Consider the following 25,961-nt stretch of genomic DNA (forward strand, 5'->3'; position numbering starts at 1 on the left):
TTTTTTACGCCTGCAGCTCCAGCCCGGCGAGCCGTCTCCAGTAGCCGTTGCAGTCGCTGTTTGCCGTCAGCGGCAGCGGCGCGGCGCCGTTTTCATTGGCGCGGAAGGCGTCCAGCATCGCGAATACGCCGGTATCCATCGGCGACAGCCGAACCATATCCACCAGCCCGTCCATCGACGCCAGCTCGTTGCAGAGGTTATAGACATAGCCGCTCATGGTCTGAATACCGTTGAGGACAAACACCTGCTGGTTCTCCTGCGACAGCATGCTGCGTCCGTTCGGGTACTTAATGCAGCAGGTTTCGCATTCGTCTTTCGGGCGGTCTTCCGAGCGTGCGGTGAAGCAGCGGGCGGAGTAGGCCAGCGGCAGATGACCGTAGCTCAGCACTTCCACTTCAAACTGATTGCGAATGCCCAGCTCGTCGCACTGATTCAGCAGGTTAGCCAGCCAGTCGCGCGAGAGTTCTACCGGCATGCACCAGCGCGTCATCCCCTGTTTGAGCAGCAGGCGCAGGGTCACGGCGTTGTAGCAGTTCAGGGCATGGCCCGCGACAAAAGGCAGCTTGCGTTCAGCGCACATGTTCACCACGCCGAGATCGCTCGCTTCCAGCAGGAACTCGCCGTTTTCGACGTAGCGCTTCAGCTCGCCCAGTTCGGAGGACGCCTGCACGAGTGCGAGCGTTGAGAGCACCACCTGCTTGCCGCTGCCGGCCAGGCCTTTCGCCATATCCAGCCAGTCGCCCACTTTGGTGGCGCGGCGCTTGCTGCACACCGCTTCGCCGAGGTAAATCACATCGGCGCTGCTGGCGGCGGCCTGTTGGTAAAAATCTTCCAGCGTCTCTTTTGGCCAGTAGTAGAGCACCGGTCCTAATGAATATTTCATGATGATCTCACTGCCATTTACGGTGATACGCGCCAAGCGTGGTTTGCGTGCCTTCGGACATCGATCCGAGCGTCTCCATCCAGGCCTGCTGCGGAGCATAGTTCTGCGGATCCGCCATGCAGCGGTCGATGGCCTGACGCCACACTTTCGCTACCTGGCTCACATAGGCCGGGCTGCGCTGACGTCCTTCGATTTTCACCGAGGCAATATTGGCCGCCAGCAGTTCCGGCAGCAGCTCCAGCGTGTTGAGGCTGGTCGGCTCCTCCAGCGCGTGATAGCGCTCGCCGTCGACCAGGTAGCGGCCTTTACACAAGGTTGGATAACCGGCGTTTTCGCCGTCCTGATAGCGGTCGATCAGCACCTCATTCAGGCGAGACTCCAGCCCCTGAGGGGTCTGCTGCCAGCGAACAAAGCGGGCAGGGGAGCAGGCCCCGACGGTATTCGGCGATTCACCGGTTAAATATGAGGAAAGATAGCAACGGCCTTCGGCCATGATGCACAGGCTGCCAAAGGCAAAAACCTCCAGCGGTACTGGCGTGACGCGCGCGAGTTGCTTAACCTGATGAATCGAGAGCACGCGCGGCAGCACCACGCGGGCCACGTCGAAGTGTTGATGGTAAAAACGTACGGCCTCTTCGTTGGTGGCAGATGCCTGAACAGAGACGTGGCGCTCAATATGGGGATAGCGTTCTGCCGCATACTCAAGCATGGCGAGGTCGGCCAGGATCAGCGCATCGGCGCCCAGCTGTGCCGCCATATCCACCGCGCGCTGCCAGCGGGCGTAGCCGTCAGGATGAGCAAAGGTATTGATGGCGATATGCAGCTTGCGGCGGTGCTGGTGAACGAAGTTAACGGCTTCCTGAAGCTTTTTCTCCGTAAAGTTGAGGCCAGCAAAATGGCGGGCGTTGGTGTCATCTTTCAGCCCGATATAGACCGCATCGGCCCCATTTTCGATGGCCGCCTTAAGCGCCGGAAGATTTCCGGCAGGGCAGAGCAGCTCCATAATTTATCCTGATGTAGTCGATCGCAAAATTGTTAACGAGCTGGGATTTTAATTAACCCATACGCGACAATTTTTGATTTAAGGCAGCTAATGGCGTATTGATGACACCAATAATGAGGTACGGCGGGCGACGGTTTGTTGATTTACGCCGCTATGTTGCGCTTCGGATATGGCAAAATAGCAGGACTATAGATATCAGGGAGTAAAGCTCGTGCTGGATAAACTGCGTTCACGTCTCGTACAATCTGGTCCATCAATGCTGAGCGTGCCGGTCAAGCTGGCGCCGTTCGCGCTAAAACGCCAGGTGCTGGAGCAGGTCCTGAGCTGGCAGTTCCGCCAGGCGCTGCAGGACGGCGAGCTGGAATTTCTGGAAGGCCGCTGGTTAAGCATTGAAGTGCGTGACATCGGGCTACGCTGGTTTACCTCCGTTGAGAATGACCAGCTGATCGTCCGCGAATCCGCCGAGGCGGATGTGAGTTTTAGCGCCAACGCCAGCGATCTGCTGATGATCGCCGCGCGTAAGCAGGATCCGGATACGCTCTTCTTCCAGCGCCGTCTGGTAATTGAAGGCGACACGGAGCTGGGCCTGTACGTTAAGAATTTAATGGATGCCATTGAGCTGGAGCAGATGCCTAAAGCGCTGCGCGTGATGTTAATGCAAATGGCAGATTTCGTTGAGGCCGGGCTGAAAACCCCGCCGGACGGTAAACACACTTCAGTAGGTGAGCCATGCTGATTCGAGTCGAAATTGGGATTGATGCGCCGGGGATCGATGCGTTGTTACGCCGCGCCTTTGCGAGCGATGCCGAAGCCCAACTGGTCCACGACCTTCGCGAAGACGGCCTGATTACGCTGGGGCTGGTTGCCACCGATGACGAAGGTCAGGTGGTGGGCTATGTTGCCTTCAGTCCGGTCATCGTTCAGGGCGAAGAGCTGCAGTGGGTAGGCATGGCGCCGCTGGCGGTAGATGAAAGCTATCGCGGGCAGGGGCTGGCGCGCCAGCTGGTCTATGAAGGGCTGGATTCGCTCAATGAGTTCGGTTATGCGGCCGTTGTCACGCTGGGCGATCCGGCGTTCTATGGCCGTTTAGGCTTTGAGCAGGCCGCGCATTACGATCTGCGCTGCCGCTGGCCGGGTACGGAATCCGCTTTCCAGGTCCATCGTCTGGCGGACGACGCGCTCAACGGCGTCAATGGTCTCGTCGAGTATCACGACCATTTCAATCGCTTTTAATCAGGCTCTCGCGTAGCGCCTCAAAGGAGCCGTCTCCGGTCACGAGGCGCTCTTTCTGGCGCTTCGTCAGCTGCTTGATGCGGTATTCCAGCCTGAGCGCCAGCGAGCGGTCGCCGACGGCCGCTGAGAAGGCGAGCTGTAATTCCCCTTTCCCCCGCAGCGCTTTTGCCCCTTTCCCCGTTTGATGTTGTAAAAAACGCCGCGCCACATCGGTGGTGATCCCGGTGTAGAGGGCGTTATCAGCGGTTCGGACAAGATAGAGAAACCAGCACACGGTAAACGGATTCAGTATGTTAAGGTGAACGCACCATAGCATGAGAGAGAACGAAAATGGAAACACTGGCCGCCATTAACCGCTGGCTGGCGAAGCAGCATGTAGTCACCTGGTGCGTCTGTGACGAGGGTGAGATGTGGTGCGCAAATGCGTTTTACTACTACGATCCTGAGCGCGTGGCTTTTTATGTCATGAGCGAAGACAAAACGCGTCATGCGCAGATGACCGGCCAGCAGGCAAAGGTCGCGGGGACGGTAAACGGCCAGCCGAAAACGGTCGCGCTGATCCGCGGCGTGCAGTTTAAAGGGGAGATCCGTCGTCTGGATGGTGAAGAGAGCGACGCGCGCCGTAAGCTCTACACGCGCCGCTTTCCGGTTGCCGCTGCGCTAAAAGCCCCGGTGTGGGAAATCCGCCTCGATGAGCTGAAATTTACCGACAACACCCTGGGCTTTGGCAAGAAGCTGCACTGGCTACGCGCCGAGCAGGCGTAGCGCTTCGCGGTTAAACGCCGGGAGATCGTCCGGGGTTCGGCTGGTGATCAGCTGGTCTTTGTCGTTGACCACCTCCTGATCGTAAAACTCGGCCCCCGCATTTTTCAGATCGATAACGATCGGCTTCACGGCGGTGAGCTTACGCCCGCGGACCACTTCTGCGCTGATGAGCAGCTGCGGGCCGTGGCAGATGGCAAAGACCGGTTTGCCAGTTGAGACAAAGTCCCGGGTGAAGGTCACGAAGCGCTCGTCCCCGCGCAGGGAATCCGGGGAATGGCCGCCGGGTAACAGCAGGGCGTCAAAATCTGAGGGGCTCACGTTATCGATGGTCTCATCGATGGTCACGGTCGCCTCGCCCTTATGGCCTGTCACCGTTTTGCCCGCCTCTTTCTCAATGGTAATGACCTCATGTCCCGCCTTGCGGAACGCCTCTGCTGGAGAGGTGAATTCTGAATCTTCAAACTCGTCGGTAATCAAGACTGCGATTTTCTTGCCCATGCTTCCTCCGTTGTTTTGGCTTCAGACTGATTTTTCTCCGCTTGTGGTAAATACTTACCTGTAACAGACTTCTAAGTGTGGTCGACGACGCTGAGTTCGCAAACGGACAATTCTGTAAAGGGGATAAGATGAGTCAGGTATTAATTACCGGTGCCACCGGGTTAGTGGGCGATCATCTGCTGCGGCTGCTGATTCAGGATCGCCGCGTGAACTATATCGCCGCCCCGACGCGTCGACCGCTGGCGGACTTATCCGGCGTCTTTAATCCGCACGATCCTCAGCTGACCGACGCGCTGGCGCAGGTGCAGGATCCCATTGATATCGCCTTTTGCTGTCTGGGCACCACGCGGCGGGAGGCGGGCAGCAAAGAGGCCTTTATCCACGCCGACTATACGCTGGTGGTGGATACCGCACTCACGGCGAAAAAGCTGGGCGCCAAACATTTTCTGGTGGTCAGCGCGCTGGGCGCCAGGGCCGGATCGCCTTTCTTCTACAACAAGGTGAAGGGCAAGATGGAGGATGCGCTGATAGCGCAGAAATGGGAACAGCTGACGATTGTGCGCCCTTCGATGCTGATCGGCCACCGGGATGAACGCCGGTTTAACGAGTCGATATTTGCCCCGCTGTTTCGCATTCTTCCCGGCAACTGGAAATCCATCGAGGCGCGGGACGTCGCGCGCGCGATGTTAAAAGAGGGGCTGGCCCCGTCGAAAGCGGGCGTAAACATTATCCCTTCGGCAAAACTGCGTGAAATCGCGCAGGGCGAGGCGTAAACTCCCCCGGCTAATAACCTAATACTCTCCGGGGAATGCTATGACTGGTCAGTCTTCATCTCAGGCGGCAACACCTGTTCAGTGGTGGAAGCCCGCACTCTTCTTTCTCGTGGTCATTGTTGGCCTCTGGTACGTGAAATGGCAGCCGTACTACGGCAAAGCCTTCACCGCCGCCGAAACGCACAGCATCGGTAAATCTATTCTCGCACAGGCTGATTCCAGCCCGCTTCAGGCGGCGTGGGACTACGCCATGGTCTACTTCCTTGCCGTCTGGAAAGCCGCCGTCTTAGGCGTCATTCTGGGCTCGCTGATTCAGGTGCTTATCCCCCGTAACTGGCTGGTGAAAACCCTTGGGCAGCCGCGCTTTCAGGGCACGCTGCTGGGGACGATTTTCTCGCTGCCGGGTATGATGTGCTCCTGCTGCGCCGCGCCCGTGGCTGCAGGGATGCGCCGTCAGCGCGTGTCGATGGGCGGCGCGCTGGCGTTCTGGATGGGGAACCCGCTGCTCAACCCGGCAACGCTGGTGTTTATGGGCTTTGTGCTGGGCTGGCATTTCGCGTTCATCCGCCTGGTTGCCGGGCTGCTCACCGTGCTGGTGGTGGCGACGCTGGTGCAAAAACTGGTCAAGGATAATGCCGCAGAACCCGCAGCCGTTGAGCTGGACGTCAGCGAGCCGCAGGGGGGCTTCTTTGCGCGCTGGGGCAGGGCGCTATGGCAGCTTTTCTGGAGCACCATCCCGGTCTATATCCTGGCGGTACTGGTGCTGGGAGCGGCGCGCGTCTGGCTCTTCCCGCATGCGGATGGCGCTATCGACAACACGCTGATGTGGGTCATTGCGATGGCCGTTGCAGGCTGTCTGTTTGTGATCCCAACGGCGGCGGAGATCCCGATTGTTCAGACCATGATGCTGGCCGGTATGGGTACCGCGCCGGCGCTGGCGCTGCTGATTACGCTGCCAGCGATCAGCCTGCCGTCGCTTATCATGCTGCGTAAGTCGTTCCCGGCGAAAGCGCTGTGGCTCACCGCAGGGCTGGTGGCGTTGAGCGGGGTGATTGTGGGCAGTATTGCGTTGATGTAAAAAAAGCCCGGTGGCGCTAGTGCTTACCGGGCCTACAAAAAAATCCCCTCAAGCGAGGGGATTTTTTTTATTTGATGTAAGTAAACGCGGTGGTGACGTGCTTCACGCCGCTCACCCGGCTGGCGATATCTGCCGCCGCTTTCCCTTCACGGTCGGTCACCAGACCCAGCAGGAACACTTCGCCGTTTTCAGTCGTCACTTTCACGTTAGAGGATTTTACCTGGTCCGAGCCCAGCAGTTGGGAACGCACTTTGGTGGTGATCCAGGTATCGGAAGAGGCGTCACCCAGGCCGATTGGCTTGCCCTGACGCACTTCGTTAAATACCTCTGTGGTCCCTTCGACGCCCATCGCAATCTGTTTCGCGCGAGAGGCGAGCTCCAGATTCGGCGCCTGGCCTGCCAGCAGCACTTTGCCCTGATAGGCCGTCACGTTGATACGCGCTTCTTTCTTGATTTGTTCGTCTTTCGACAGCGCACTGTTGACGCGCAATTCCAGCGTACCGTCATCCACCTGTGTCCCCACGGTGCGAGGATCGGTTGCCGCTTTGGTGCCTACGGCGGCGGTACCCACAACGGCCGCAGCGATACATCCCTGAAGCAGTAATGCAGACATAAGGACTGCGAGGGTCGATAAAGCCTTCATAAGAACTCCTTAATCATCCTGGTGAGGGAAAAGCGTGTTATCGATCAAATCACATAAGCAGTTCACCGTGAGCATATGCATCTCCTGAATACGCGCGCTCCGGTGAGAAGGAATGCGGATTTCCACATCCTGCGGCCCAAGCAGACCCGCCAGCTCGCCCCCGTCATAGCCGGTTAAGGCCACGATTGTCATGTCGCGGGTGACGGCAGCTTCAACGGCTTTGACAATATCCCGGCTATTGCCGCGCGTGGAGATGGCCAGCAGCACATCTCCGGCGTGACCCAGGGCTCGCACCTGCTTTGCGTAAATTTCGTCATGCAGACGATCGTTAGCAATCGCCGTTAAGACCACATTATCGGTATTAAGTGCAATGGCGGGTAAACTCGGGCGTTCTGTTTCAAAGCGATTGATCATGCTGGCAGCAAAATGCTGTGCGTTGGCGGCTGACGTGCCGTTGCCACAACAGAGGATTTTGTTGCCATTAAGCAGGGATTGCACCAGCGTCATTGCGGCACGCGAGATAGCATCCGGAAGGGCTTCCGCCGCGGCAATCTGAGTCTGGATGCTTTCTGTGAAGCACACTTTAATTCTTTCGAGCACGTTATCCCTTTTAAATCTTAATTATGCGTCTTCGCCAAAAGCGTTTTTAAGCCATTCGATCTCATTTCCGGTGAAGGCTATCACATCGAACCGGCAATCCACAGTATCAAAGCTCCCATTATGGCGGGCAAGCCACAAGTGGGCAGTCTGTAATAATTTATGTTGTTTGGCGAGCGTCACGCTGGCGGCAGCACCGCCAAAACGGGAGGACTGTCGAAAGCGGACTTCTACAAACACGGTGACCTGACCGTCTTTCATGATCAGGTCGATTTCGCCGCCGCGCCCGCGGACGTGAGCGGCGATAAAGCGCAGTCCTTTGCCTTCAAGCCAGCGACGCGCCTTTAACTCCCACGCATCGCCGGTCTCTTTACGGCTTAACTGGCCGGGACGATTTGCCCCTGCTGGTATTTGAGCCATGATAACTTCCTGTTGATCACGCAGTCCTGAGTCGCGGTCAGATCGCCGGTGTTGCCGTTAAGCTCAAAGCCCGGAACCTGACGCATCTGGGTAAAGTGGTTCGCCAGCGCCCATGCATCGACACCCATCGCATACAGACGCGCCAGCGAATAATCGTTACGTACGGCACTCAGCGCCTGCTGCATCAGCGCCGGGTTGCTGCCTGCCAGCATCGGAATTTCGCTGTACTGCAGACCGTCCATTTCCAGACGGAAATCCGGGCCTGCGGTGCCCTGCGCGCTGCGCGAGCTGGCGTAGAGCGTTGCGCCGCTCTGGCTGCCGTTACGCATCGCGATCATCGGTTTGATAAAGGCGATCTCCTGCGGCGTGGCAACGATATAGGCCGCATCCACTTTACCGCCACCGCTAATCTGCGCGTCGGTAGGTGGGGCAGGGATCGTCAGGCCGCCAATCGTCACGCCCTGCTGCTGTGGCAGGCTCGCGGTGACAGGACTGCCGTTAAGCGCGATACCCGCTCCACCGTTTACGCCAGCGCGCAGTTCAGAGACGGAACCGAATTTCTGCTGCAGCACCACGCCGCCGCCCAGCTTCTGCCACTCATCGGCAAAGGCATTGGCCACGCGATCGCCCAGCGCGCTGCGTGGGATGAGCAGCAGCGGAGCCTGTTTGCCCTGCTCGTGAATATGGCGTGCCGCATCGCGGGCTTCATCTTCAGGGGAAAGCGCGAAGTAGCAAATATTGGCCCGGTTCTGAACCTGCTCAGGCTGGTTGAGCGCCAGCACGTTCAGCGTGGTATTGCTCTTCATCAGCTCTTCCACGTTGTTTTTCAGCAGCGGACCGACAACGATGCTCGCCCCGTCCTGTTGAACCTGCGCCAGAACCTGGTCAAGCGGCTGCGAGCTGGTATCGTAAATTTTCAACTCAGCGCCCGGGTTGGCGCTGGTGGTTGCCACGGCCTGAGGCTGCGCAGCAGGCTGGACTGCGGGTTGTGCAGTCTGCTGTTGAGGCTGTTCTGCTGTTGCGTCAGGCGCTGGCGCCGCTTGCGTCTCGGCAGGAGCCTGAGCAGCTGGTGCTGTAGTAGTCGGGGCTGCCGCAGCCGGTGCTGCTGTAGCCGGAGGCGTCGTCGGGGCCGTCACCGGGTTTTGCATCGTACCCTGCGCCGGCGCTTGCGCCGTGGTCAGGTCGCTGGTTTCTGCTGCGGACGGGCTGACCACGTCATTCACGTTAGCCGCCTGAGCCGCCTGCGCGGGAACCGCGCTGCCGGTTACCGAGGTGGTACCGTTTTTCGCGGCTTCAAAGCCCTGCTGAATGGTACGGCCAAACACCGCCGCCTGGCCGTTGAGCGGCAGAAGCAGAGCGATTTTGCTGGTGGACGCTGGCTTAAAGTTCTGCACGTTCACGAGCTGGGTTGGCAGCATTTTCGCACCCGGGTTTTGCGGGTAGCGCGTCTGCCAGTCCGTAATACCGGCTTTCAGCATCTTTGGATCGCTGCGGTTGTTAAACCACATCTGCTGCAGATCCAGCCAGCCCTGAAGAACGTTTTCATCGGCGTTGATGACCAGAGCCTGCGCCTGATCCTGAGTCATCGAGGCAAGCGCTTGCCAGGTGGCATCAATATTTTTCTGCTTATCGGCACCGCCGAGCAGCGGCTCTTGCGCGACGAGGGCGCGGAGCAGCGTGAGAGAAGGGCGCCCCTGCTCCGCGGTAATGCCCGCCTGCCAGAAGCGAGCCTGCTGATTTTTATCCAGCGCGCTCACGTCAATATCCCCGAGGATCTTCTTCGCGGCGGCGTAATCCTTCAGCGCGACCTTCAGCTCGGCAGAGAGCAGGCTCTGCTCACGACGCTGGGCGTCGTTAAGATCTTTCGGCAGCTGGTTAAACAGTTCGGCTGCCTGCTGGGTTTTACCCTCTTTCAGCAGTGCACGAATGGCGAGTAATTGCCAGTTGGTCTTGGTATCATTTGAACTCTGCGACATTTGTTGCAGATAAAAGCCAGAATCAGCCTGAGCAGACCCCTGAAGATGGGCGGTGCTCTGGTCAGGTGCCTGGGTGCCACAGCCTGCAAAGATCAGGGCTGCCAGCAGAAGCGGCACGCTGCGCGTGGCTTTTTTTCGAAGAAACGTTAACGGTACCATACTGTATCCAGTGATTTTTTTTACGCAATGCTCAATATTAAATCGGCAATACGGACGAAACAATGAAACAACACGAAACGGCAGATAATTCTCAAGGCCAGCTTTATATTGTACCTACTCCTATCGGGAATTTGTCTGATATTACCCAACGTGCGCTCACCGTACTGCAAGCTGTTGATTTAATTGCCGCTGAAGATACCCGCCACACCGGCCTGCTGCTGCAACATTTCGCGATTAACGCCCGTTTGTTTGCTCTGCACGATCACAATGAGCAACAAAAAGCCGAAACGCTGGTAGCGAAGCTGAAAGAGGGGCAGAACATTGCGCTGGTCTCCGACGCCGGTACGCCGCTGATCAACGATCCTGGCTATCACCTGGTGCGTACCTGTCGTGAAGCCGGTATTCGCGTTGTGCCGCTGCCGGGGCCGTGCGCCGCCATTGCTGCGCTGAGCGCGGCGGGTCTGCCGTCTGATCGTTTCTGCTATGAAGGCTTCCTGCCTGCCAAATCCAAGGGCCGCCGTGACGTGTTAAAAGATCTGGAAGCGGAACCGCGCACCCTGATTTTCTACGAATCCACGCACCGCCTGCTGGAGAGCCTGGAGGATATGGTGACCGTGTGGGGAGAAGCCCGCTACGTGGTGCTGGCGCGCGAGCTGACCAAAACCTGGGAAACGATCCACGGCGCGCCGGTGGGTGAACTGCTGGCGTGGGTGAAGGAAGACGAAAACCGCCGCAAGGGTGAAATGGTGCTGATTGTCGAAGGGCATAAGGCGCAGGAAGATGCGCTGCCAGCCGACGCGCTGCGCACGCTGGCGCTGCTGCAGGCGGAACTGCCGCTGAAGAAGGCCGCTGCGCTGGCGGCGGAGATTCACGGCGTGAAGAAAAATGCGCTGTATAAGCATGCGCTGGAGCAGCAGGGGGAGTAAGCCACTGCCGCCTGTTTTGCCGGGTGGCGGCTGCGCCTTACCCGGCCTACAGATCTGAACACTTTTTATTTTCCTGGCACCGCCTCAAACACCAGCGTTTCCAGCGGCTGCAGCGTAATCACCACCGCGTTTTTATACTCCTCCGGTACGGTTGAATTACTGCCGTACACCGCTTTCAGACGAAACTGCGCCGCGTTCCCTGTCGGGATTTCAAAATCTTTCGTCAAATCCAGGTAGTAGCTTTGCGGCTTATCCGACGGGTTACGCAAGCCGAGAATCGCTTTGTCCTTGCTCCAGGATGCCCAGCCGTAAACCTGCAGCGCGGTTGGATCGCCACCAATCCAGTGCGTATCCACCAGCACGCCGGCGTTTTCCCGCGACCACTTCGCGGCCTGCGCCAGGACATCCCACTTCGCCTTATTCAGCATTGAAGGGGTGATATACAGCTCCTGCAGCTGGGTTCCGGTCGCGAAGTAGCTCCAGACCTGATCGGCAAAATCGCTGTCCGTTTGCACTTTCTCCAGCCCGTAATAGGCGTTTTCCGCGCTGACGATCCCGTGGTACATCAGCGAGTTCAGCGGGAACAGCGGCCCTTTGCGAACAATGGAGCGGTACGTTTCCGCATCGCGGTAGGTCATCCACTGCTGCACCGGCGTGCCGGGGCCGTACAGGTTAATGTCATCGCCCTGGCGCCAGATGGAATCAGCGTAGAACAGCCACGACGGGCTGGCGTTGGTTCCGGTCGTCAGGTTAATAAACAGATTCGGGTTGGCGCTTCGCATGTTGTGCAGCAGAGCGATAGAGGCGTCAAAATCCGAGGCGAACGGGCTGCCCTTAATATGCGAATTGGCATTACCCATCCCGTCCAGCTTGAACGAGGTAATGTGCTCGTTTTTAATTAGCTTAACGATCTGCTCATTGAAGTTTTTAAAATAGTTTGGGCCTGACAGCGCCAGCTTCCCGTCTACCGTTTCGAAACCGTACTCTTTGGCATGCGAGACGCGAGCGTCGCGCGGTTTGTTATAACCTCCCCACGGCGAGAGCCACAGTCCGACCGAGCTGTGCAGGCTGTCGGCTTTTTCCCTAACTTTGCCAAAACCGTTGCTGAATGCCGGGCCAAACAGCCAGCGTCCGGTAAGATCGTCCCAGCCATCGTCAAGCAGGAACGCATCCAGCGCCACGCCGCGCCCGGTGATAAATTCCTTATTCCATTCATCCATCCGCCCCAGCACGTCCTGCTCGGAATATGGGGTAAAGAAGCCGATATCCATCCAGCTGTTGTAGTGTAAATAAGGCTTATACGGGCGCGGGCGGACGGCATCAATAAACTGGTTTACGCTGCGGCGCAGCTGGCTGGTCTCCGGGAAGGTGCCGAACCAGGTGGTAAAGCTGACCGGCGACTCTGGCTGAATCGGCGTTTTCAGCTCTACGTTGAGATTGGTGGTCGCTTCATAGGCGTAAGTGTTAACGATGGGCTTGTCAGGCAGAATAAAGAACGAGTCTGCGACGATCGGCGAGCTGTTAATCGCCCCGTCTACGTAAGGTGCCTGAGCCTGCTTTTTGGTCGGGAAGAAGGTAATTTTCGCCACGTCTCGCGGCTGGCCGACTGCGGCAACGGTGTAGTCGATGCTGGCGTATTTCCCCTTCACCAGGTTCAGCTTCACCGTTACGTTAAAGTCCGGATGAGTGAAATCGATGACCAACCCGCTGTCCTGCTTTTCGACATGCTTGATTTTAAAATCAGCGGTGTGGATTTTCGTCTCGTCCGGCAGCGTCAGAAAGAACAGCTCCTGCGGCGTGAGCGGATGGTTAGCCCTGGTGTCCTTAACCACTACCGTTGAGTTTGCATCATCAAATGACAGGGCAATATTGTCGTTATTGAGTGCGTAGTTGGCGGCCACCGCGCTATGGGAAACGCACAGGGCCAGCACTGAGAGTGCGAGGATTTTTTTCATCAGCGTAAGCTCCTTTTTAATCAGGCTTCTGCCGGAAGCAGCAATCGGTTTGCCGATCCGCAAACGGCGATCTTGCTTCTGACCACCTCTTTCATGGCGTCCATGCCGACCCGCATGTAGAAGCGCGGATCGTTGCCCTGCGGGTTTTCGGCAAACCAGGCCTTAACCGCGTCAGAGAAAGCAATTTTCAGCTCGGTGGCCACGTTGACTTTGCACACGCCCAGCTCGATGGTGCGGCGAACAAACTCATCGGGCACATCGCTCGCGCCGTGCAGCACCAGCGGCACGGTGACCACTTCGCGGATTTCTGCCAGCCGCTGGAAGTCGATTTTCGGGCGTTTGGTATACAGGCCGTGCGCGGTGCCGATGGCGACGGCAAGGCTGTCTACGCCGGTCAGTTCGACGAAGCGTTTCGCCTCCTGCGGATCGGTGAGGAACGCGCTTTCGGCGTCCACGCTCATGTCATCTTCCATGCCGCCCAGACGGCCCAGCTCGGCCTCGACGCTGCAGTCGTTGAGGTGGCAGAAATCGACCACCGACTTCACCAGCTTCACGTTTTGTTCAAACGGGTAGTGGCTGCCGTCGATCATCGCGCTGCGCACGCCCGCGTTGACCTTGCGGCGAATATCGTCCAGCGATTCGTGGTGATCGAGGTGCAGCGCCAGCGGCATGTCGTAGGTGTGGGAGTACGCGCTGCACAGGGCGTAGATCTCTTCCAGCGCAATATGCTTAAAGGTGCCCGGCGTGCCCGCGAGGATCACCGGCGATCGCATTTCGCTGCACGCTTCGAGGATCGCCTGGATCGTCTCCGCGTTGTGGATGTTGAACGCCGGAACGGCGTAGCCTTTGGCCTGCGCGTCCTGCAGAAGATATTTGGTAGAAATAATACTCATGATCCGATCCTCTTAAGCCTGCCACGGATGAATAACGACGCCCTGCACCACGCGGTTGACCGTCCCGCTGGCGGATGGCGTATCGGGCGTAATGCCTGTGCTAAGCGACTGGGTGAGCGCAAAGACCTGGGCATACATCAGGAAGCAGAACGCCTGTTCCATATCGATAAACGGACGTGAAGGCGGCAGCAGAATGTGCGGACCCGCTTCAATGACCGGATCGTTTTCAGCGGCGATGGCGACGACGCGCAGGGCCTGGCGATCGCGGCGCAGCTCGGCCAGCAGATCCAGATCGTACTGACGCGTATACGGATGACTGGAGATGAACACCACCACCAGCGTTTCGCTATCGACCAGCGATTTCGGCCCGTGACGGAAGCCCGTCGGGGAGTCGTAAAACGCCGCCAGCTTGCCCGCCGTCAGCTCCAGCACCTTCAGCGCCGATTCGCGCGCCGCGCCCTGCAGGCCGCCGCTTCCCAGATAGACAACGCGTTTCCACGCTTCATTGCCAAAGACGCCGTGGCTGAAATCCCCGAGCGAGGTGAGGATCGCCTGACAGCGATCGGCGACGTCGCGGAAGGTGTGGCTATTGATCGTTTCCGGCGCGAACACCGCCAGACAGCTCGCCATCATTGTGGTGATGCTGCTGGTCATCGCGAACCCGCGATCGTGCGTTTCGGCAGGCATCAGCAGGGCACAGGAGTTATCGCTGTCGACGGCGTTCTGGTACAGGCTCCCCGCCTCGTTGCAGGTAATCGACAGGTGGTAGCACTCCGGCACGAACTGGTTTGCCAGCTCAACGGCCGCGACGCTTTCCGGGCTGTTGCCGGAGCGGGCAAACGAAACCAGCAGCAGCGGGTGCGCAGGGCTGAAATAGTCCATCGGGTTCGTGACCAGATCGGTTGTCGGTACGGCGGTGAAGTTTTTCCCGGTGTGGCTTGAAAGCCATGGCGCAATGATATCGCCGATAAAGGCCGACGTGCCCGCCCCGGTCAGGACGATCCGCAGATCGCGCTTGCGCAGCAGCGGCGTCAGGAAACTGTCGATCGAAGCACGCAGGTTATCGATGTTGTTGAGCGAGCGGATCCAGCTGGCAGGCTGCTGGCGGATCTCTTCCTCGGTCCAGGTGCCGGTTGTGGCGGCGGTAGTGGTTTGTGGCATAACTCAGTCCTTAGTCGTGTGAATTCCACATCAGACGCTGGCAATCGTGTCGCTATCTTTCGTTTCGTTTCACTTGTTCACTTAAGCAGTTAAATAAAATCTATAGAAAAGAAATCGAAACTTCAATGAAAGAAAAGAAATAAAACGAAAATTGTGATCGTGAAATGAAAGGGGATATTTAAGGAAAGGAAAAGAAAGGCCTTACGGTTTCAGGCCGTAAAGCCAAAAGGAGACACAATGAAAGGGCTAAAGGGGGAGAGCCTGGCCCTGAATCCAGATCCGCTGGAGGTGTAAACTCCCGTCCAGCGCAATAATATTGGCGCGTTTGCCCGTGGCTAAAGATCCAAGCTGACCGTCAACGCCCAGCAGCCGGGCAGGGTGCAGCGAGGCCATATGGATCGCCTCTTCGGCTGTTACGCCCGCATACTCCACCATATTTCTGACCGCGGCATCCAGCGACAGCGTGCTGCCCGCCAGCCCGCCGGAGCCGGTTCGAACCACGCCGTTTTGCATCGAGACCTCTTCACCACAGAGCGTGTACCGTCCGTCCGGCATACCTGCCGCCTGCATGGCATCGGTAATCAGCACCACGCGATCCTGCGCGCAGCAGCAGCATAAGCGCATCGCCCCCGGATGGACGTGGTGCCCGTCGGCAATCAGCTCCAGCCACGCCCGTTTGTCCGTAAACCCTGCGCCGACCATGCCGGGCTCTCTGTGGTGCAGCCCCGTCATGCCGTTGTAGCAGTGCACCAGCCCGTCGGCACCCGCATCAAACGCGGCGAGAGTTTGCCGGTAGGTGGCAGCGCTGTGGCCCAGCATGACGCGTATACCGCGCTGTTTAAGATGATGAATCGCCTGCAGCGCGCCGGGTTTTTCCGGCGCGAGCGCCACCACCCGTAGCGTGCTCTTAGAAACGTCAATCAGCTTGTTCAGCTCGGCGATATCCAGCTCCCGGAACAGCTCCGGCGGATGCGCCCCTTTGTTCTGCGGCGTAAAGTAAGGTCCTTCCAGATAGCTGCCCAGGATCTGCGCGCCGGGTCCGCCGGACTGACTGCGCCGGGCGATACGCATCAGCGCGCTGTGGATGGCTTCCATCGGCGCGGTCACGGTGGTGGGCAGAAATGCGCCCACGCCTTCACGCGCTTTATGCATTGCCAGGGTGTCCAGCACGCCGGGCGCATCATCCATGACGTCCACGCCCGCGCCGCCGTGGACGTGCGTATCGATATAGGCCGGGCAAAGCAGCTCCGCATCGCGCGTCGTAACGCCCGCCGGAATGGGTTCAATCGCCGCAACCGCGCCGCTTTCAATGCGTAGCTGGTGGTCGTCCAGCCAGCCCTGTTCGGTAAGGAGCCGTCGCCCGCGCAGCAGCTGGCTCATATCCCTTCCTCAGCCGGAGCTTCCTCGCGACAGCGCCCCAGCTCGTCGACCAGGCTCGTCAGGCCGCGGTGTCCGCACTCCAGCGCCTGCAGACGAAACGCTTCGCTGCTTAATCCGTCGCGCTCCAGCACCATCTCCAGCAGAAGCTGCAGGTTGGTGCCGGTTATCACTTCGCTGCCCGGTCTTTGCATCGCGAGCGTTGACGCCACGCGGAACGGCGTGCCGCCGAGCAGGTCGGTGAGAAACACAATATCGTGCTGCGCATCGAGTTCGCTCACCGCCTGCTCAAGCTGAGCGGTCAGCCGCGCGGTGGTGGAGGTTTCCGGAAAATCGATGGCGATAAACTGCGGCTGCTCGCCGAGGATCTGCTTCATCGCCTGCTCAAGCCCGCTGGCAAACCCGCCGTGACCCGTCAAAATAATGCCTAACATCGCAACCTCTTTGCTTTTACAGGAAGTGACAGAATTTACCGACAACGCCCAGCAGCACGGTGATACCGATTAGCCGCAGCGGGCTCCAGCCGCGGCGTACCAGCCAGAACATCGTCAGGGTGTAGACAAGGGGCAGGAACGCGGGCATCAGCTTGTCGATGACGTCGGCCTGCAGTTTGACGACCGCATCACCCGCCTTGATTTCGAGCGTGGTATTGAAGCGGACGTAGGTTGCCACCAGCGCGCCGATTACCGTCATCCCGACGATAGACGCCGCGTGGCCGACCTTTTTGGTGTTGGCTTTAATCAGCGGAATGGCCGCGACGCCCATCCGGTAAGCGTAGTGCGCCAGGCCAAAACGCAGGCCGAGGTGTACCACGTTAAACAGCACGATAAAGACCACCGCGCCCAGAATCGATCCCTGCAGCGCCAGGCTGGCACCAATACCGCCGCAGATGGGCAGCAGGGTCAGCCAGAACATGGCGTCGCCAATACCGCCAAGCGGCGCGCCGACGGCAATTTTGGTGCTCTGGATGCTGTTCACATCCTGCTTGGACCGCTCCATCGCCAGAATGATGCCGATAACAAAGGTCACCAGGAACGGGTGGGTGTTAAAGAAGCCCATATGGCCTTTCATCGCCCGCGCCAGGTCCCGCTTGTTGGTGTGGATTTTTTTCAACGCGGGCAGCAGCCCGTACAGCCAGCCGGAGGCCTGCATACGTTCGTAGTTAAACGAGGCCTGCAGCAGCATGGAACGCCAGGCCACGCGGTTAATATCCTTTTTCGTCAGCTCGGCGCCGATGTTCTGGTCTTCGTAGACGTTTTCATTCACGCCGGTCAGCAGCGTCTCTTCGCTTTCAGACACGCCCGGCAGGGTGGTGTGGTTAGATGCCATCTTCGAATTCCTCTTTCTGGGCTGCGGGAGCCGTCGGTTCAGGTGATTTACGCATCAGGTCGATCAGCGCCATCGCCAGCGCGGCTGCCGCAATCGCCAGCACCGGAAGCTTGAGCCAGGCGGCGGCGACAAAGCCGATAATGAAGTAAGGGATGTAGACGTTTTTCATCATGATCTTCAGCAGCACGGCGAAGCCGATGGCTGGCATGATGCCGCCCGCGACGCCGAGGCCGTCAATCAGACGCGCTGGCAGAACGTCAATGGCGGTTTTCGCATGTTCCGCACCGAAGTAGATTGGCAGGAACGCGCACAGAAAATAGAAGATGCCGAGCGCCAGCAGCGCAAGATAGTTAACCCGCTCAATGCCGTTGGTATCGGCATTGGCCGCCATGCGATCGCAGCGAGACATGACGCCGGACATCACCGAGAAGAGGAACGTAATCCCCATCTGCACCGCAACGGCAAACGGCACGGCGACGCCAACCGCGACTTCTGGCTTCACGCCGGTGCTGATGGCAAAGGCGGTTCCCACGATGGTGCCGATAATGACGTTCGGCGGCTGGGCACCGGCGAGCGGGGCCAGCCCCATCCAGACCAGCTCTAACGTACCGCCGGTCAAGATGCCGGTGTGCAGATCGCCCAGAATCAGGCCGACCAGCGGCCCGAGTACCACCGGGCGGTGCATGTGCGTTAACCCGTTAAACATATCCAGACCGGCGATAAAGGCGAGTATGCCCAACCCCAGCGCCTGCAACAGACTGATTTCCATTGTGAATCCCTCAGAGCAGTTTAAAGAGATCCAAAGCAGTTTCTGTAGGAACGCCCTGAACGAAGCATTCCACACCGGCCGCTTTCAGGCCGTTGAACGCGGCGATATCGTTCGCGTCGACAGAGACCGTTTTGGCAATTTGTTGTTTGCCACTGGCGTAGTGCATATTTCCGACGTTAATACGGGTGATGGGTACGCCGCCCTCGACCAGCTTCAGAAAATCGGCGGGTGATTTGCAGACCAGCAGGATTTTCTGGCGGTCAGCGGCGCGGTGAATGTTGTCGATCACTTTTTGCAGCGACCAGAAGCGCACGGCGATCCCTTCCGCGAGCACCATTTCCATCAGGTTCTGTTGAACCGGATCCTCAGCGACCTCGTCGTTAGCGACCAGCACCAGGTTTGCCCCCGCAAACCCCACCCACTGCACGCCCACCTGACCGTGGATCAGGCGTTCGTCGATGCGGCATAAGACAATGTTTGGCATAGCGTTTTCCTCTTTTTTAATTATGCGTTTTGAGTCGTTACGCCTTCGCAGGCGGCGTGGTACTGCTGGAGTATGTCCTGAATGTGGTCGATGATGAGTTCCCGTGGCGTTGACTTGAGAGCGCCCTCGCGAACTTTGCTGTACTGCAGCGGCAGGTACTGGCTGATCAGCGGCAGGGGAACAGGCTCGTCTGCCAGGTTACGCACCAGCCGTTCAAAGGCGTCGTCGATCTGGCTGTCAGGCCAGTAGTAGCGCACGCGGTCAGAGTAGCTGTAGCCGCGCGCCAGGCGACGCGCGTTGCCGTCACCGTGGTAATGGCTTTGCCAGTATTCCGGGCGGTCGAGCATGACGTTTTCCAGCACGTGACGCAGGCCGGAGCTGGCTTTTGCCGGCAGCAGCTCCTCTTCGATGGCGGCCAGCGAGAACAGCGCCTCGCGCAGGGCGAAGGTCAGGGCGGGGCCAACTTTCAGAATCGCAAAGTGATCGTTAACCAGCTGACGCAGCGCCTGCGGCGTCTGGTAGTCGGTGGAATGCGCTTCAAACACCAGCGTATCGTAGGCTTCAACCATTTTGCTCAGGGCAACGGCTTTCTGCGACTGATAGTCGCAGACGTTCGCGTGGTCGAACTCCACGCCAGGCTGGACCACCAGGCCAATAATACGCGGCCAGATGTCGCTTAAGCCTTCCTTTTCGAACGCGTGGCGGTGCGCTTCAAGCGTGGCGCGGGCCGCGTCCGGCGTGGTGACGGCAAGTTCGGTGAGCGTCTCGTGCGCGCCGCCGGGAACCGGCACTTCCGTGCCGATAACGTAGACCAGATCGGATTCACCAAACTGCTCGCGACAGGTCGCTTCGGCAATCTTCGCCAGGCGTGCGGCGCGTGCGGCAACGATCGCATCGGTCAGGGGAACCGGGTCGTCCTCGCAGGACATGCTGCAGTCGAGGTGGATCTTTTTGAATCCGGCAGAAACATAGCTTTTGATCAGATCGTCGGCGTTCGCCATCGCCTGTTCCGCAGGGAGATTTTGCCAGCGGTTAGGGCCCAAATGATCGCCGCCGAGGATCAGCTGTGAGGTCGGAAAACCGAGCGACTCGGCCAGCTGGCAGACAAACCCGTGAAAATCCGCAGGCGTCATGCCGGTATAGCCGCCAAACTGATCCACCTGGTTGGAGGTGGCCTCGATCAGCAGCAGCGACTGATGCGAATGCGCGTAACGAATGGCAGCTTCAAGTACCAGCGGATGTGCGGAACAGACGGCATAGATCCCGTTTGAATTCCCTCGTTTATGTTGTTCCACCATTTCTGTCAGATGTTTCACTTTCCTCTCCATTTCGGATGGTAATGATACTTGCCTTTCGTTTTGTTTCATTTAATCCTGCATCATGGTGATATAAAAATAAAACGAAAGATAATAGTTTTCCGATCTGTTTCACAAAAGAAACATAATGAAAGGTTTCAGCGCAGTGTTGGCTCGCGTCTGTACGTAAGGCGGGACTTGCATTCCCGAAAAAGAAAGGCCTTAATAGGCAAAACGAAATGAAACGAAAGACTATTTATTAAGGATCTCGTATGAGCAGCACCGATTCATCCGCGGAAAAGCGCATCACCGGCACCAGTGAAAGGCGAGAGCAGATCATTCAGCGGTTGCGGGCGCAGGGAAGCGTGCAGGTTAACGATCTGTCTCATCTGTACGGCGTATCGACGGTGACGATCCGCAACGACCTGGCGTTCCTGGAGAAGCAGGGCATCGCCGTTCGCGCTTACGGTGGGGCATTGATTTGCGAAGGCAACATGCCGGGCGCTGAGCCTTCCGTGGAGGATAAAAGCTCGCTGAATACGGCGGTGAAGCGCAGTATCGCGCAGGCCGCTGCCGCGCTGGTCAAACCCGGGCACCGTATTATTCTGGACTCCGGCACCACGACGTATGAAATTGCCCGCATGCTGCGCCAGCATACGGACGTGATTGCGATGACCAACGGGATGAACGTGGCGAATGCGTTGCTGGAAGCGGAAGGGGTGGAACTGCTGATGACCGGCGGGCATCTGCGCCGTCAGTCGCAATCTTTCTACGGTGACCAGGCAGAACAGTCGCTACAGAATTATCATTTTGACCTGCTGTTCCTGGGCGTTGACGCCATCGATCTCGATCGCGGCGTAAGTACGCATAACGAAGACGAAGCTCGTCTGAACCGCAAAATGTGCGAGGTGGCGGAGCGAATTATCGTTGTCACTGACTCCAGCAAATTTAACCGCTCAAGCCTGCATAAAATCATTGATACGCAAAGGATTGATATGATTATTGTCGATGAAGGCATTCCGGCGGAGAGCCTGGACGGGCTGCGGAAAAGCGGGATTGAGGTGGTGCTGGTTTAAGGGGGCTTTGCCCTCTTCCTGTGGGCTGAGGGTTCCCCCCAAAATAATGCCAGCACGGACGACTCCCTCTCCCTGAGGGAGAGGGCTGGGGTGAGGGGGAACATACGGCTGTGGTGGTCATTCCGTTCACTTTATGTTCCTTGCTACTCTGTTACGACACGATCGGTGAACGTGCCAGGGTGGCTCAGTCGCCGCCGCCCTGGCAACCCGGGCTCCCGGCGGTAAATCGCCGCTTCGCGGTGCCCTCGGCTTATTCCTTCCGGCTTATCGGGGACGGGCGGAGGTAACGTCCCTGTAAAGCCCGACCTCTCGGCGCATCCCTGCGCCTCGCCCCGGCCTGCCGGAAACGCCTCAGCGATTTACAGCCGGACCAGGGCGTCGCTTCAAGGCATTCATATTCCTGAAGCAATATTCATCGCTCCGGGTTGAGAAATTGCTGGGGAGCCCTCTCTCACAGGGAGAGAGGACCGTTCGGTGCGGTTGGGAATATGAATCACGTCACCGGTGCCGGGTTGAACACCGCCAGCTGATTGTGTAATCCCCATTGATCCGAGAAGGTTTTCTTCCGTCCGCTGGCGACATCCAGAATGAAGTGGAACAGTTTCCAGCCCACGCCCTCAATGCTCTCTTCCCCGGTGGCGATGGTGCCCGCGTTGATGTCCATTAAGTCATACCAGCGGTTTGCCAGCTCGGTGCGGGTCGCCATCTTGATCACCGGCACCGCCATCAGGCCGTACGGCGTGCCGCGCCCGGTGGTAAAGACCTGTACCGTGATGCCGGACGCCACCTGCTGCGTGCCGCAGACGAAATCGCTGGCCGGCGTTGCCGCGTAGATCAGGCCGCGCTTCGTCGGGCGCTGGCCCGGAGAGAGCACTTCCACAATCGCGCTCTGCCCGGATTTGGCAATCGACCCGAGGGCTTTTTCCACCACGTTTGCCAGGCCGCCTTTTTTGTTGCCCGGAGACGGGTTTGCGCTGCGGTCGGTTTTGCCCATATCGAGATAGCTATCGTACCAGGCCATTTCCTCGAGCAGGCGCTTGCCGACCTCTTCATTAACGGCGCGTGGCGTGAGCAGATGGATGGCGTCACGCACTTCGGTTACCTCGGAGAACATCACCGTGGCGCCGCAGCGCACAAGCAGATCGGACGCATAGCCCACCGCCGGGTTGGCCGTCACGCCGGAGAAGGCATCGCTGCCGCCGCACTGTGTTCCCACTACCAAATCAGACGCTGGGCAGGTTTCGCGCTGGCGCTTGTTGAGCTTGTCCAGATGGCGTTCAGCCACCTGCAGGATATCGTCGACCATTGAGCGGAAACCCACGTGGCGTTCGTCCTGCAGGCGCACGATGCTGGCCTCATCTGCCGGAATGGCTTTGACATCTTCGGTGCCCTGCAGCAGACGCTCTGGCTGCAATTTTTCACACCCCAGACCGATGACCATCACCTCGCCGCCAAAGTTCGGGTTCAGGGCGATATTATGGATGGTACGGATAGGCACCACGGCCGCGGGGGCGTTAATCGCCACGCCGCAGCCGTAGAGGTGGTTCAGGCCCACCACGCCGTCGACGTTCGGGTATTTCGGCAGCAGATCGCGTTCGATGATTTTCACCACGTAATCCACTACGCCCGCCACGCAGTGCACGCTGGTGGTAATGCCGAGCAGATTCTTGGTGCCGACGCTGCCGTCCGCATTGCGGTAGCCTTCGAAGGTATAGCCCTCCAGCGGAGGAAGCGGTTCCGGCACGCGGGTCGCCAGCGGAAGCGTGTTCAGCGGCGGCGCTTCCGGCAGCGCCACCAGCGACTCCTCAACCCAGCTCCCCTGCGGTATAGAGCGAACGGCATGGCCGATGACTTCACCGTAACGTACGATTTCGCTATTAGCAGGGATATCCTCCAGGGCGACCTTATGTCCCTGTGGAATATGCTCAATCAGTTCCAGCCCGTCCGGGAAGCGGGTGCCCGCTTTTAAGCCATTGTCGTTGACAATAATCGCCACATTATCGGTGTCGTGGACTTTTATATAAAACGCCGTCGGCGATGCCTGTCGAATTTCAATGTCGGCCATTGTTCAGTATTCTCCAGCAAAGTGTCTGATAATAAATTCAGCCAATTTTAAAATGGTAGAAATAAATACGCGGCTTTCAGAAATAAAGCATGTCAGCATAGGGGATATGAAAATGTGATCTCGATCGCTTCAGAACCGGTAATGCCTGATTCTGTGCATTAGCGCTCAGCGCCTTGTGCATATGCAAAAAAATTTATCGAAGTGTAACGCAATACTTGAGCATTAAAACAATGTGCGGTCGTGGATTGCGTCTTATACTGAATGACGATTTTATAACGCCAAAATACGTCAGAATAATAAATATAATGCTGGTGCGGTGTCTGAATAAATAAAATGATGCTGATAAAGGCTGCGGAATTAAAAAGGTAAATACGATGAATAACGATATCTTCCCGAATAAATTTAAAGCGGCCCTCGCGGCGCACCAGATTCAGATTGGCTGCTGGTCCGCGCTGGCAAACCCCATCAGCACCGAAGTGCTGGGCCTGGCCGGTTTTGACTGGCTGGTGCTGGACGGCGAACATGCGCCGAACGATATCAGCACCTTTATTCCGCAGCTGATGGCGCTGAAAGGCAGCCCCAGCGCCCCGGTAGTGCGCGTGCCCACCAACGAGCCGGTAATTATCAAGCGCCTGCTGGATATTGGCTTCTACAACTTTCTGATCCCGTTTGTGGAGACGGAAGAACAAGCGGCCCTGGCCGTAGCCTCAACGCGCTATCCGCCAGAAGGGATCCGCGGCGTTTCCGTTTCGCATCGCGCCAATATGTTTGGCACCGTGCCGGACTACTTCGCGCAGTCCAATAACAACATCACCATTCTGGTTCAGATCGAGAGCCAGCAGGGCGTTGATAACGTCGACGCGATTGCAGCCACAAACGGCGTGGACGGTATCTTCGTCGGCCCGAGCGATCTGGCGGCCGCCTTTGGCCATCTGGGGAACGCCAGCCACCCTGACGTGCAGCGCGCGATCCAGCACATCTTTGCCCGCGCTAAAGCTCACGGCAAACCGTGCGGCATTCTGGCGCCGGTTGAGGCTGACGCCCGTCGCTATCTGGAGTGGGGAGCCACGTTTGTTGCCGTCGGCAGCGACCTCGGCGTATTCCGCTCGGCCACGCAGAAATTAGCCGACGCTTTTAAAAAATAACCATCATTGAGGAAACAGATTATGACGCTGAAAGTGGGTTTTATTGGCCTGGGGATCATGGGTAAACCAATGAGTAAGAACCTCATCAAAGCGGGTTACTCACTGGTGGTATCCGATCATAATCAGCAGGCCGTGGCAGAGGTGATAGCGGCTGGCGCTGAAACGGCCACCACCGCGAAGGCCATTGCCGAGCAGTGCGATGTCATCATCACCATGCTGCCAAACTCCCCGCATGTTAAAGAGGTTGCGCTGGGTGAGAACGGCATTATCGACGGTGCGAAGCCGGGCCTGGTGCTGATCGATATGAGCTCTATTGCGCCGCTCGCAAGCCGTGAAATCAGCGAGGCGTTAAAAGCAAAGGGCGTCGATATGCTGGATGCGCCGGTCAGCGGCGGTGAACCGAAAGCGATCGACGGCACGCTGTCGGTGATGGTCGGCGGCGATAAAGCCGTTTTCGATAGATACTACGACCTGATGAAAGCGATGGCGGGCTCCGTGGTGCATACCGGGGACATCGGGGCGGGTAACGTGACCAAGCTGGCCAACCAGGTGATTGTGGCGCTGAACATTGCCGCCATGTCCGAAGCGCTGACGCTGGCAACCAAAGCGGGCGTTAACCCGGATCTGGTCTATCAGGCCATTCGCGGCGGTCTGGCGGGCAGCACCGTGCTGGATGCCAAAGCGCCGATGGTCATGGATCGTAATTTCAAACCCGGTTTCCGCATCGACCTGCATATCAAAGATCTGGCGAACGCGCTGGATACGTCACACGGCGTGGGCGCACAGCTGCCGCTGACCGCGGCGGTCATGGAGATGATGCAGGCGCTGCGTGCCGATGGCCTGGGCACGGCCGATCACAGCGCGATTGCGTGCTACTACGAAAAACTGGCGAAGGTGGAAGTGGCGCGTTAATCACGCCTTGCCTACACCTTAGGGTGACAGCGGCGCGCAAACCCTCTATACTGCGCGCCGAAGCTGACCAGACAGTCGCCGCTTCGTCGTCGTCCCTTTCGGGGGAGACGGGCGGAGGGGAGGAAAGTCCGGGCTCCATAGGGCAGGGTGCCAGGTAACGCCTGGGGGGGAAACCCACGACCAGTGCAACAGAGAGCAAACCGCCGATGGCCCGCGCAAGCGGGATCAGGTAAGGGTGAAAGGGTGCGGTAAGAGCGCACCGCGCGGCTGGTAACAGTCCGTGGCACGGTAAACTCCACCCGGAGCAAGGCCAAATAGGGGTTCACAAGGTACGGCCCGTACTGAACCCGGGTAGGCTGCTTGAGCCAGTGAGCGATTGCTGGCCTAGATGAATGACTGTCCACGACAGAACCCGGCTTATCGGTCAGCTTCAACTTCTTAAGAAACCCCGCTTCGGCGGGGTTTTTGCTTTCCGGGTGTTGCTGGACGGGTAAGCGCAGCGCTGGACAAACGACATCAATTCTCATATTTGCGACATTAAGCACA

General features: G+C 58.3%; 27 protein-coding genes and 1 other RNA gene. 10 read left to right on the forward strand and 18 right to left on the reverse strand.

The features are described 5' to 3' along the window. Positions 1–4: 4 nt before the first annotated feature. Positions 5–883: a U32 family peptidase gene (locus P346_RS11165; protein ID WP_032660488.1), complete on the reverse strand. Its 879-nt coding sequence runs from the start codon at positions 881–883 to the stop codon at positions 5–7. A gap of 7 nt (positions 884–890) precedes the next feature. Then, on the reverse strand, positions 891–1,886 hold the full coding sequence (gene ubiU, locus P346_RS11160; RefSeq protein WP_023309326.1) for a ubiquinone anaerobic biosynthesis protein UbiU: 996 nt from the start codon (positions 1,884–1,886) through the stop codon (positions 891–893). Positions 1,887–2,097: 211 nt separating this feature from the next. Here ubiU and ubiT point away from each other — a divergent pair, with 211 nt between their 5' ends. Then, positions 2,098–2,622 carry a ubiquinone anaerobic biosynthesis accessory factor UbiT gene (ubiT, locus tag P346_RS11155; protein WP_032659729.1) on the forward strand — a complete coding sequence of 175 codons (525 nt, stop codon included), beginning with the start codon at positions 2,098–2,100 and terminating at the stop codon, positions 2,620–2,622. Beyond that, positions 2,616–3,119, forward strand: coding sequence for a GNAT family N-acetyltransferase (locus P346_RS11150; RefSeq protein ID WP_023309324.1), 504 nt, complete (start codon positions 2,616–2,618; stop codon positions 3,117–3,119). Before ubiT ends, P346_RS11150 begins: the two co-directional genes overlap by 7 nt. On the opposite strand, the gene P346_RS11145 is transcribed toward P346_RS11150, so the two are convergent. Continuing rightward, on the reverse strand, positions 3,106–3,435 hold the full coding sequence (locus P346_RS11145) for a GIY-YIG nuclease family protein (RefSeq protein WP_023309323.1): 330 nt from the start codon (positions 3,433–3,435) through the stop codon (positions 3,106–3,108). The genes P346_RS11150 and P346_RS11145 overlap by 14 nt on opposite strands. A 14-nt stretch (positions 3,436–3,449) precedes the next feature. Here P346_RS11145 and P346_RS11140 point away from each other — a divergent pair, with 14 nt between their 5' ends. After that, positions 3,450–3,884, forward strand: a complete 435-nt coding sequence (locus tag P346_RS11140; RefSeq protein ID WP_032659732.1) for a YhbP family protein — start codon at positions 3,450–3,452, stop codon at positions 3,882–3,884. Here the strand turns inward: P346_RS11140 and P346_RS11135 are convergent. Beyond that, positions 3,864–4,382, reverse strand: a complete 519-nt coding sequence (locus tag P346_RS11135; RefSeq protein ID WP_023333577.1) for a type 1 glutamine amidotransferase domain-containing protein — start codon at positions 4,380–4,382, stop codon at positions 3,864–3,866. The two genes, P346_RS11140 and P346_RS11135, sit on opposite strands and share 21 nt — an antisense overlap. 128 nt (positions 4,383–4,510) lie before the next feature. On the opposite strand from P346_RS11135, the gene P346_RS11130 reads away from it, so the two are divergent. Both P346_RS11130 and P346_RS11125 read left to right on the forward strand, forming a co-directional pair. Further along, a complete protein-coding gene (locus tag P346_RS11130) occupies positions 4,511–5,155 on the forward strand; it encodes an NAD(P)H-binding protein (protein WP_032659733.1) in 645 nt (214 codons plus the stop codon). Between the two features lie 40 nt (positions 5,156–5,195). Beyond that, positions 5,196–6,233: a permease gene (locus tag P346_RS11125; RefSeq protein ID WP_032659735.1), complete on the forward strand. Its 1,038-nt coding sequence runs from the start codon at positions 5,196–5,198 to the stop codon at positions 6,231–6,233. Between the two features lie 67 nt (positions 6,234–6,300). Here P346_RS11125 and dolP read toward each other — a convergent pair whose 3' ends face one another. From dolP to P346_RS11105, 4 genes are read right to left on the reverse strand one after another with little or no spacing between them, the layout of a single operon-like run. Then, on the reverse strand, positions 6,301–6,876 hold the full coding sequence (dolP, locus tag P346_RS11120; RefSeq protein ID WP_029739641.1) for a division/outer membrane stress-associated lipid-binding lipoprotein: 576 nt from the start codon (positions 6,874–6,876) through the stop codon (positions 6,301–6,303). A 9-nt stretch (positions 6,877–6,885) separates the two neighbouring features. Then, complete coding sequence (gene diaA / locus P346_RS23235; RefSeq protein WP_003861754.1) at positions 6,886–7,476, reverse strand: DnaA initiator-associating protein DiaA; 591 nt, start codon at positions 7,474–7,476, stop codon at positions 6,886–6,888. Between the two features lie 21 nt (positions 7,477–7,497). Beyond that, the gene (locus P346_RS23240) at positions 7,498–7,893 is read right to left on the reverse strand and encodes a YraN family protein (protein WP_032659737.1); all 396 of its coding nucleotides are present in this window, start codon (positions 7,891–7,893) and stop codon (positions 7,498–7,500) included. Further along, positions 7,851–10,028: a penicillin-binding protein activator gene (locus P346_RS11105; RefSeq protein WP_032659740.1), complete on the reverse strand. Its 2,178-nt coding sequence runs from the start codon at positions 10,026–10,028 to the stop codon at positions 7,851–7,853. Before P346_RS11105 ends, P346_RS23240 begins: the two co-directional genes overlap by 43 nt. 62 nt (positions 10,029–10,090) lie before the next feature. On the opposite strand from P346_RS11105, the gene rsmI reads away from it, so the two are divergent. Next, on the forward strand, positions 10,091–10,954 hold the full coding sequence (rsmI, locus tag P346_RS11100) for a 16S rRNA (cytidine(1402)-2'-O)-methyltransferase (RefSeq protein WP_023309315.1): 864 nt from the start codon (positions 10,091–10,093) through the stop codon (positions 10,952–10,954). A gap of 65 nt (positions 10,955–11,019) precedes the next feature. Here rsmI and P346_RS11095 read toward each other — a convergent pair whose 3' ends face one another. The 9 genes from P346_RS11095 to kbaZ form a co-directional block, all read right to left on the reverse strand. Beyond that, positions 11,020–12,909, reverse strand: a complete 1,890-nt coding sequence (locus P346_RS11095) for an enterotoxin (protein WP_032659742.1) — start codon at positions 12,907–12,909, stop codon at positions 11,020–11,022. Between the two features lie 20 nt (positions 12,910–12,929). Beyond that, positions 12,930–13,802, reverse strand: a complete 873-nt coding sequence (gene kbaY / locus P346_RS11090; protein WP_023309313.1) for a tagatose-bisphosphate aldolase subunit KbaY — start codon at positions 13,800–13,802, stop codon at positions 12,930–12,932. 12 nt (positions 13,803–13,814) lie between these two features. Beyond that, the gene (locus tag P346_RS11085) at positions 13,815–14,963 is read right to left on the reverse strand and encodes an SIS domain-containing protein (protein ID WP_032659743.1); all 1,149 of its coding nucleotides are present in this window, start codon (positions 14,961–14,963) and stop codon (positions 13,815–13,817) included. Between the two features lie 246 nt (positions 14,964–15,209). Continuing rightward, a complete protein-coding gene (gene nagA, locus P346_RS11080; RefSeq protein ID WP_032659744.1) occupies positions 15,210–16,343 on the reverse strand; it encodes an N-acetylglucosamine-6-phosphate deacetylase in 1,134 nt (377 codons plus the stop codon). Beyond that, the gene (agaF, locus tag P346_RS11075; protein WP_023333563.1) at positions 16,340–16,774 is read right to left on the reverse strand and encodes a PTS galactosamine/N-acetylgalactosamine transporter subunit IIA; all 435 of its coding nucleotides are present in this window, start codon (positions 16,772–16,774) and stop codon (positions 16,340–16,342) included. Before agaF ends, nagA begins: the two co-directional genes overlap by 4 nt. 16 nt (positions 16,775–16,790) lie before the next feature. After that, positions 16,791–17,669, reverse strand: a complete 879-nt coding sequence (agaE, locus tag P346_RS11070) for a PTS N-acetylgalactosamine transporter subunit IID (protein ID WP_032659747.1) — start codon at positions 17,667–17,669, stop codon at positions 16,791–16,793. Next, entirely contained in the window at positions 17,659–18,438 is a 780-nt protein-coding gene (gene agaW, locus P346_RS11065; protein WP_023309308.1) for a PTS N-acetylgalactosamine transporter subunit IIC, read from the reverse strand. Before agaW ends, agaE begins: the two co-directional genes overlap by 11 nt. Before the next feature lie 10 nt (positions 18,439–18,448). Continuing rightward, the gene (gene agaV, locus P346_RS11060) at positions 18,449–18,922 is read right to left on the reverse strand and encodes a PTS N-acetylgalactosamine transporter subunit IIB (RefSeq protein WP_023333561.1); all 474 of its coding nucleotides are present in this window, start codon (positions 18,920–18,922) and stop codon (positions 18,449–18,451) included. Between the two features lie 20 nt (positions 18,923–18,942). Beyond that, the gene (gene kbaZ, locus P346_RS11055; protein WP_032659749.1) at positions 18,943–20,250 is read right to left on the reverse strand and encodes a tagatose-bisphosphate aldolase subunit KbaZ; all 1,308 of its coding nucleotides are present in this window, start codon (positions 20,248–20,250) and stop codon (positions 18,943–18,945) included. Between the two features lie 239 nt (positions 20,251–20,489). On the opposite strand from kbaZ, the gene P346_RS11050 reads away from it, so the two are divergent. Further along, positions 20,490–21,293, forward strand: a complete 804-nt coding sequence (locus P346_RS11050; RefSeq protein ID WP_023309305.1) for a DeoR family transcriptional regulator — start codon at positions 20,490–20,492, stop codon at positions 21,291–21,293. 493 nt (positions 21,294–21,786) lie between these two features. Here the strand turns inward: P346_RS11050 and garD are convergent, their stop codons facing one another. After that, complete coding sequence (garD, locus tag P346_RS11045; protein ID WP_032659751.1) at positions 21,787–23,358, reverse strand: galactarate dehydratase; 1,572 nt, start codon at positions 23,356–23,358, stop codon at positions 21,787–21,789. A 374-nt stretch (positions 23,359–23,732) separates the two neighbouring features. On the opposite strand from garD, the gene garL reads away from it, so the two are divergent. The 3 genes from garL (at position 23,733) to rnpB (ending at position 25,851) form a co-directional block, all read left to right on the forward strand. Beyond that, a complete protein-coding gene (gene garL, locus P346_RS11040; protein ID WP_032659754.1) occupies positions 23,733–24,503 on the forward strand; it encodes a 2-dehydro-3-deoxyglucarate aldolase in 771 nt (256 codons plus the stop codon). A gap of 21 nt (positions 24,504–24,524) precedes the next feature. Further along, positions 24,525–25,415 (forward strand): 2-hydroxy-3-oxopropionate reductase, encoded by an 891-nt coding sequence (gene garR / locus P346_RS11035; protein WP_032659757.1) that lies wholly within the window; start codon positions 24,525–24,527, stop codon positions 25,413–25,415. A gap of 59 nt (positions 25,416–25,474) precedes the next feature. Beyond that, positions 25,475–25,851: RNase P RNA component class A (rnpB, locus tag P346_RS22185), an RNA gene on the forward strand. Positions 25,852–25,961 lie beyond the last annotated feature (110 nt).

This window comes from Enterobacter sp. DC1, assembly GCF_000568075.1.
In the GTDB taxonomy this organism is placed as follows: Bacteria; Pseudomonadota; Gammaproteobacteria; order Enterobacterales; family Enterobacteriaceae; genus Enterobacter; species Enterobacter asburiae.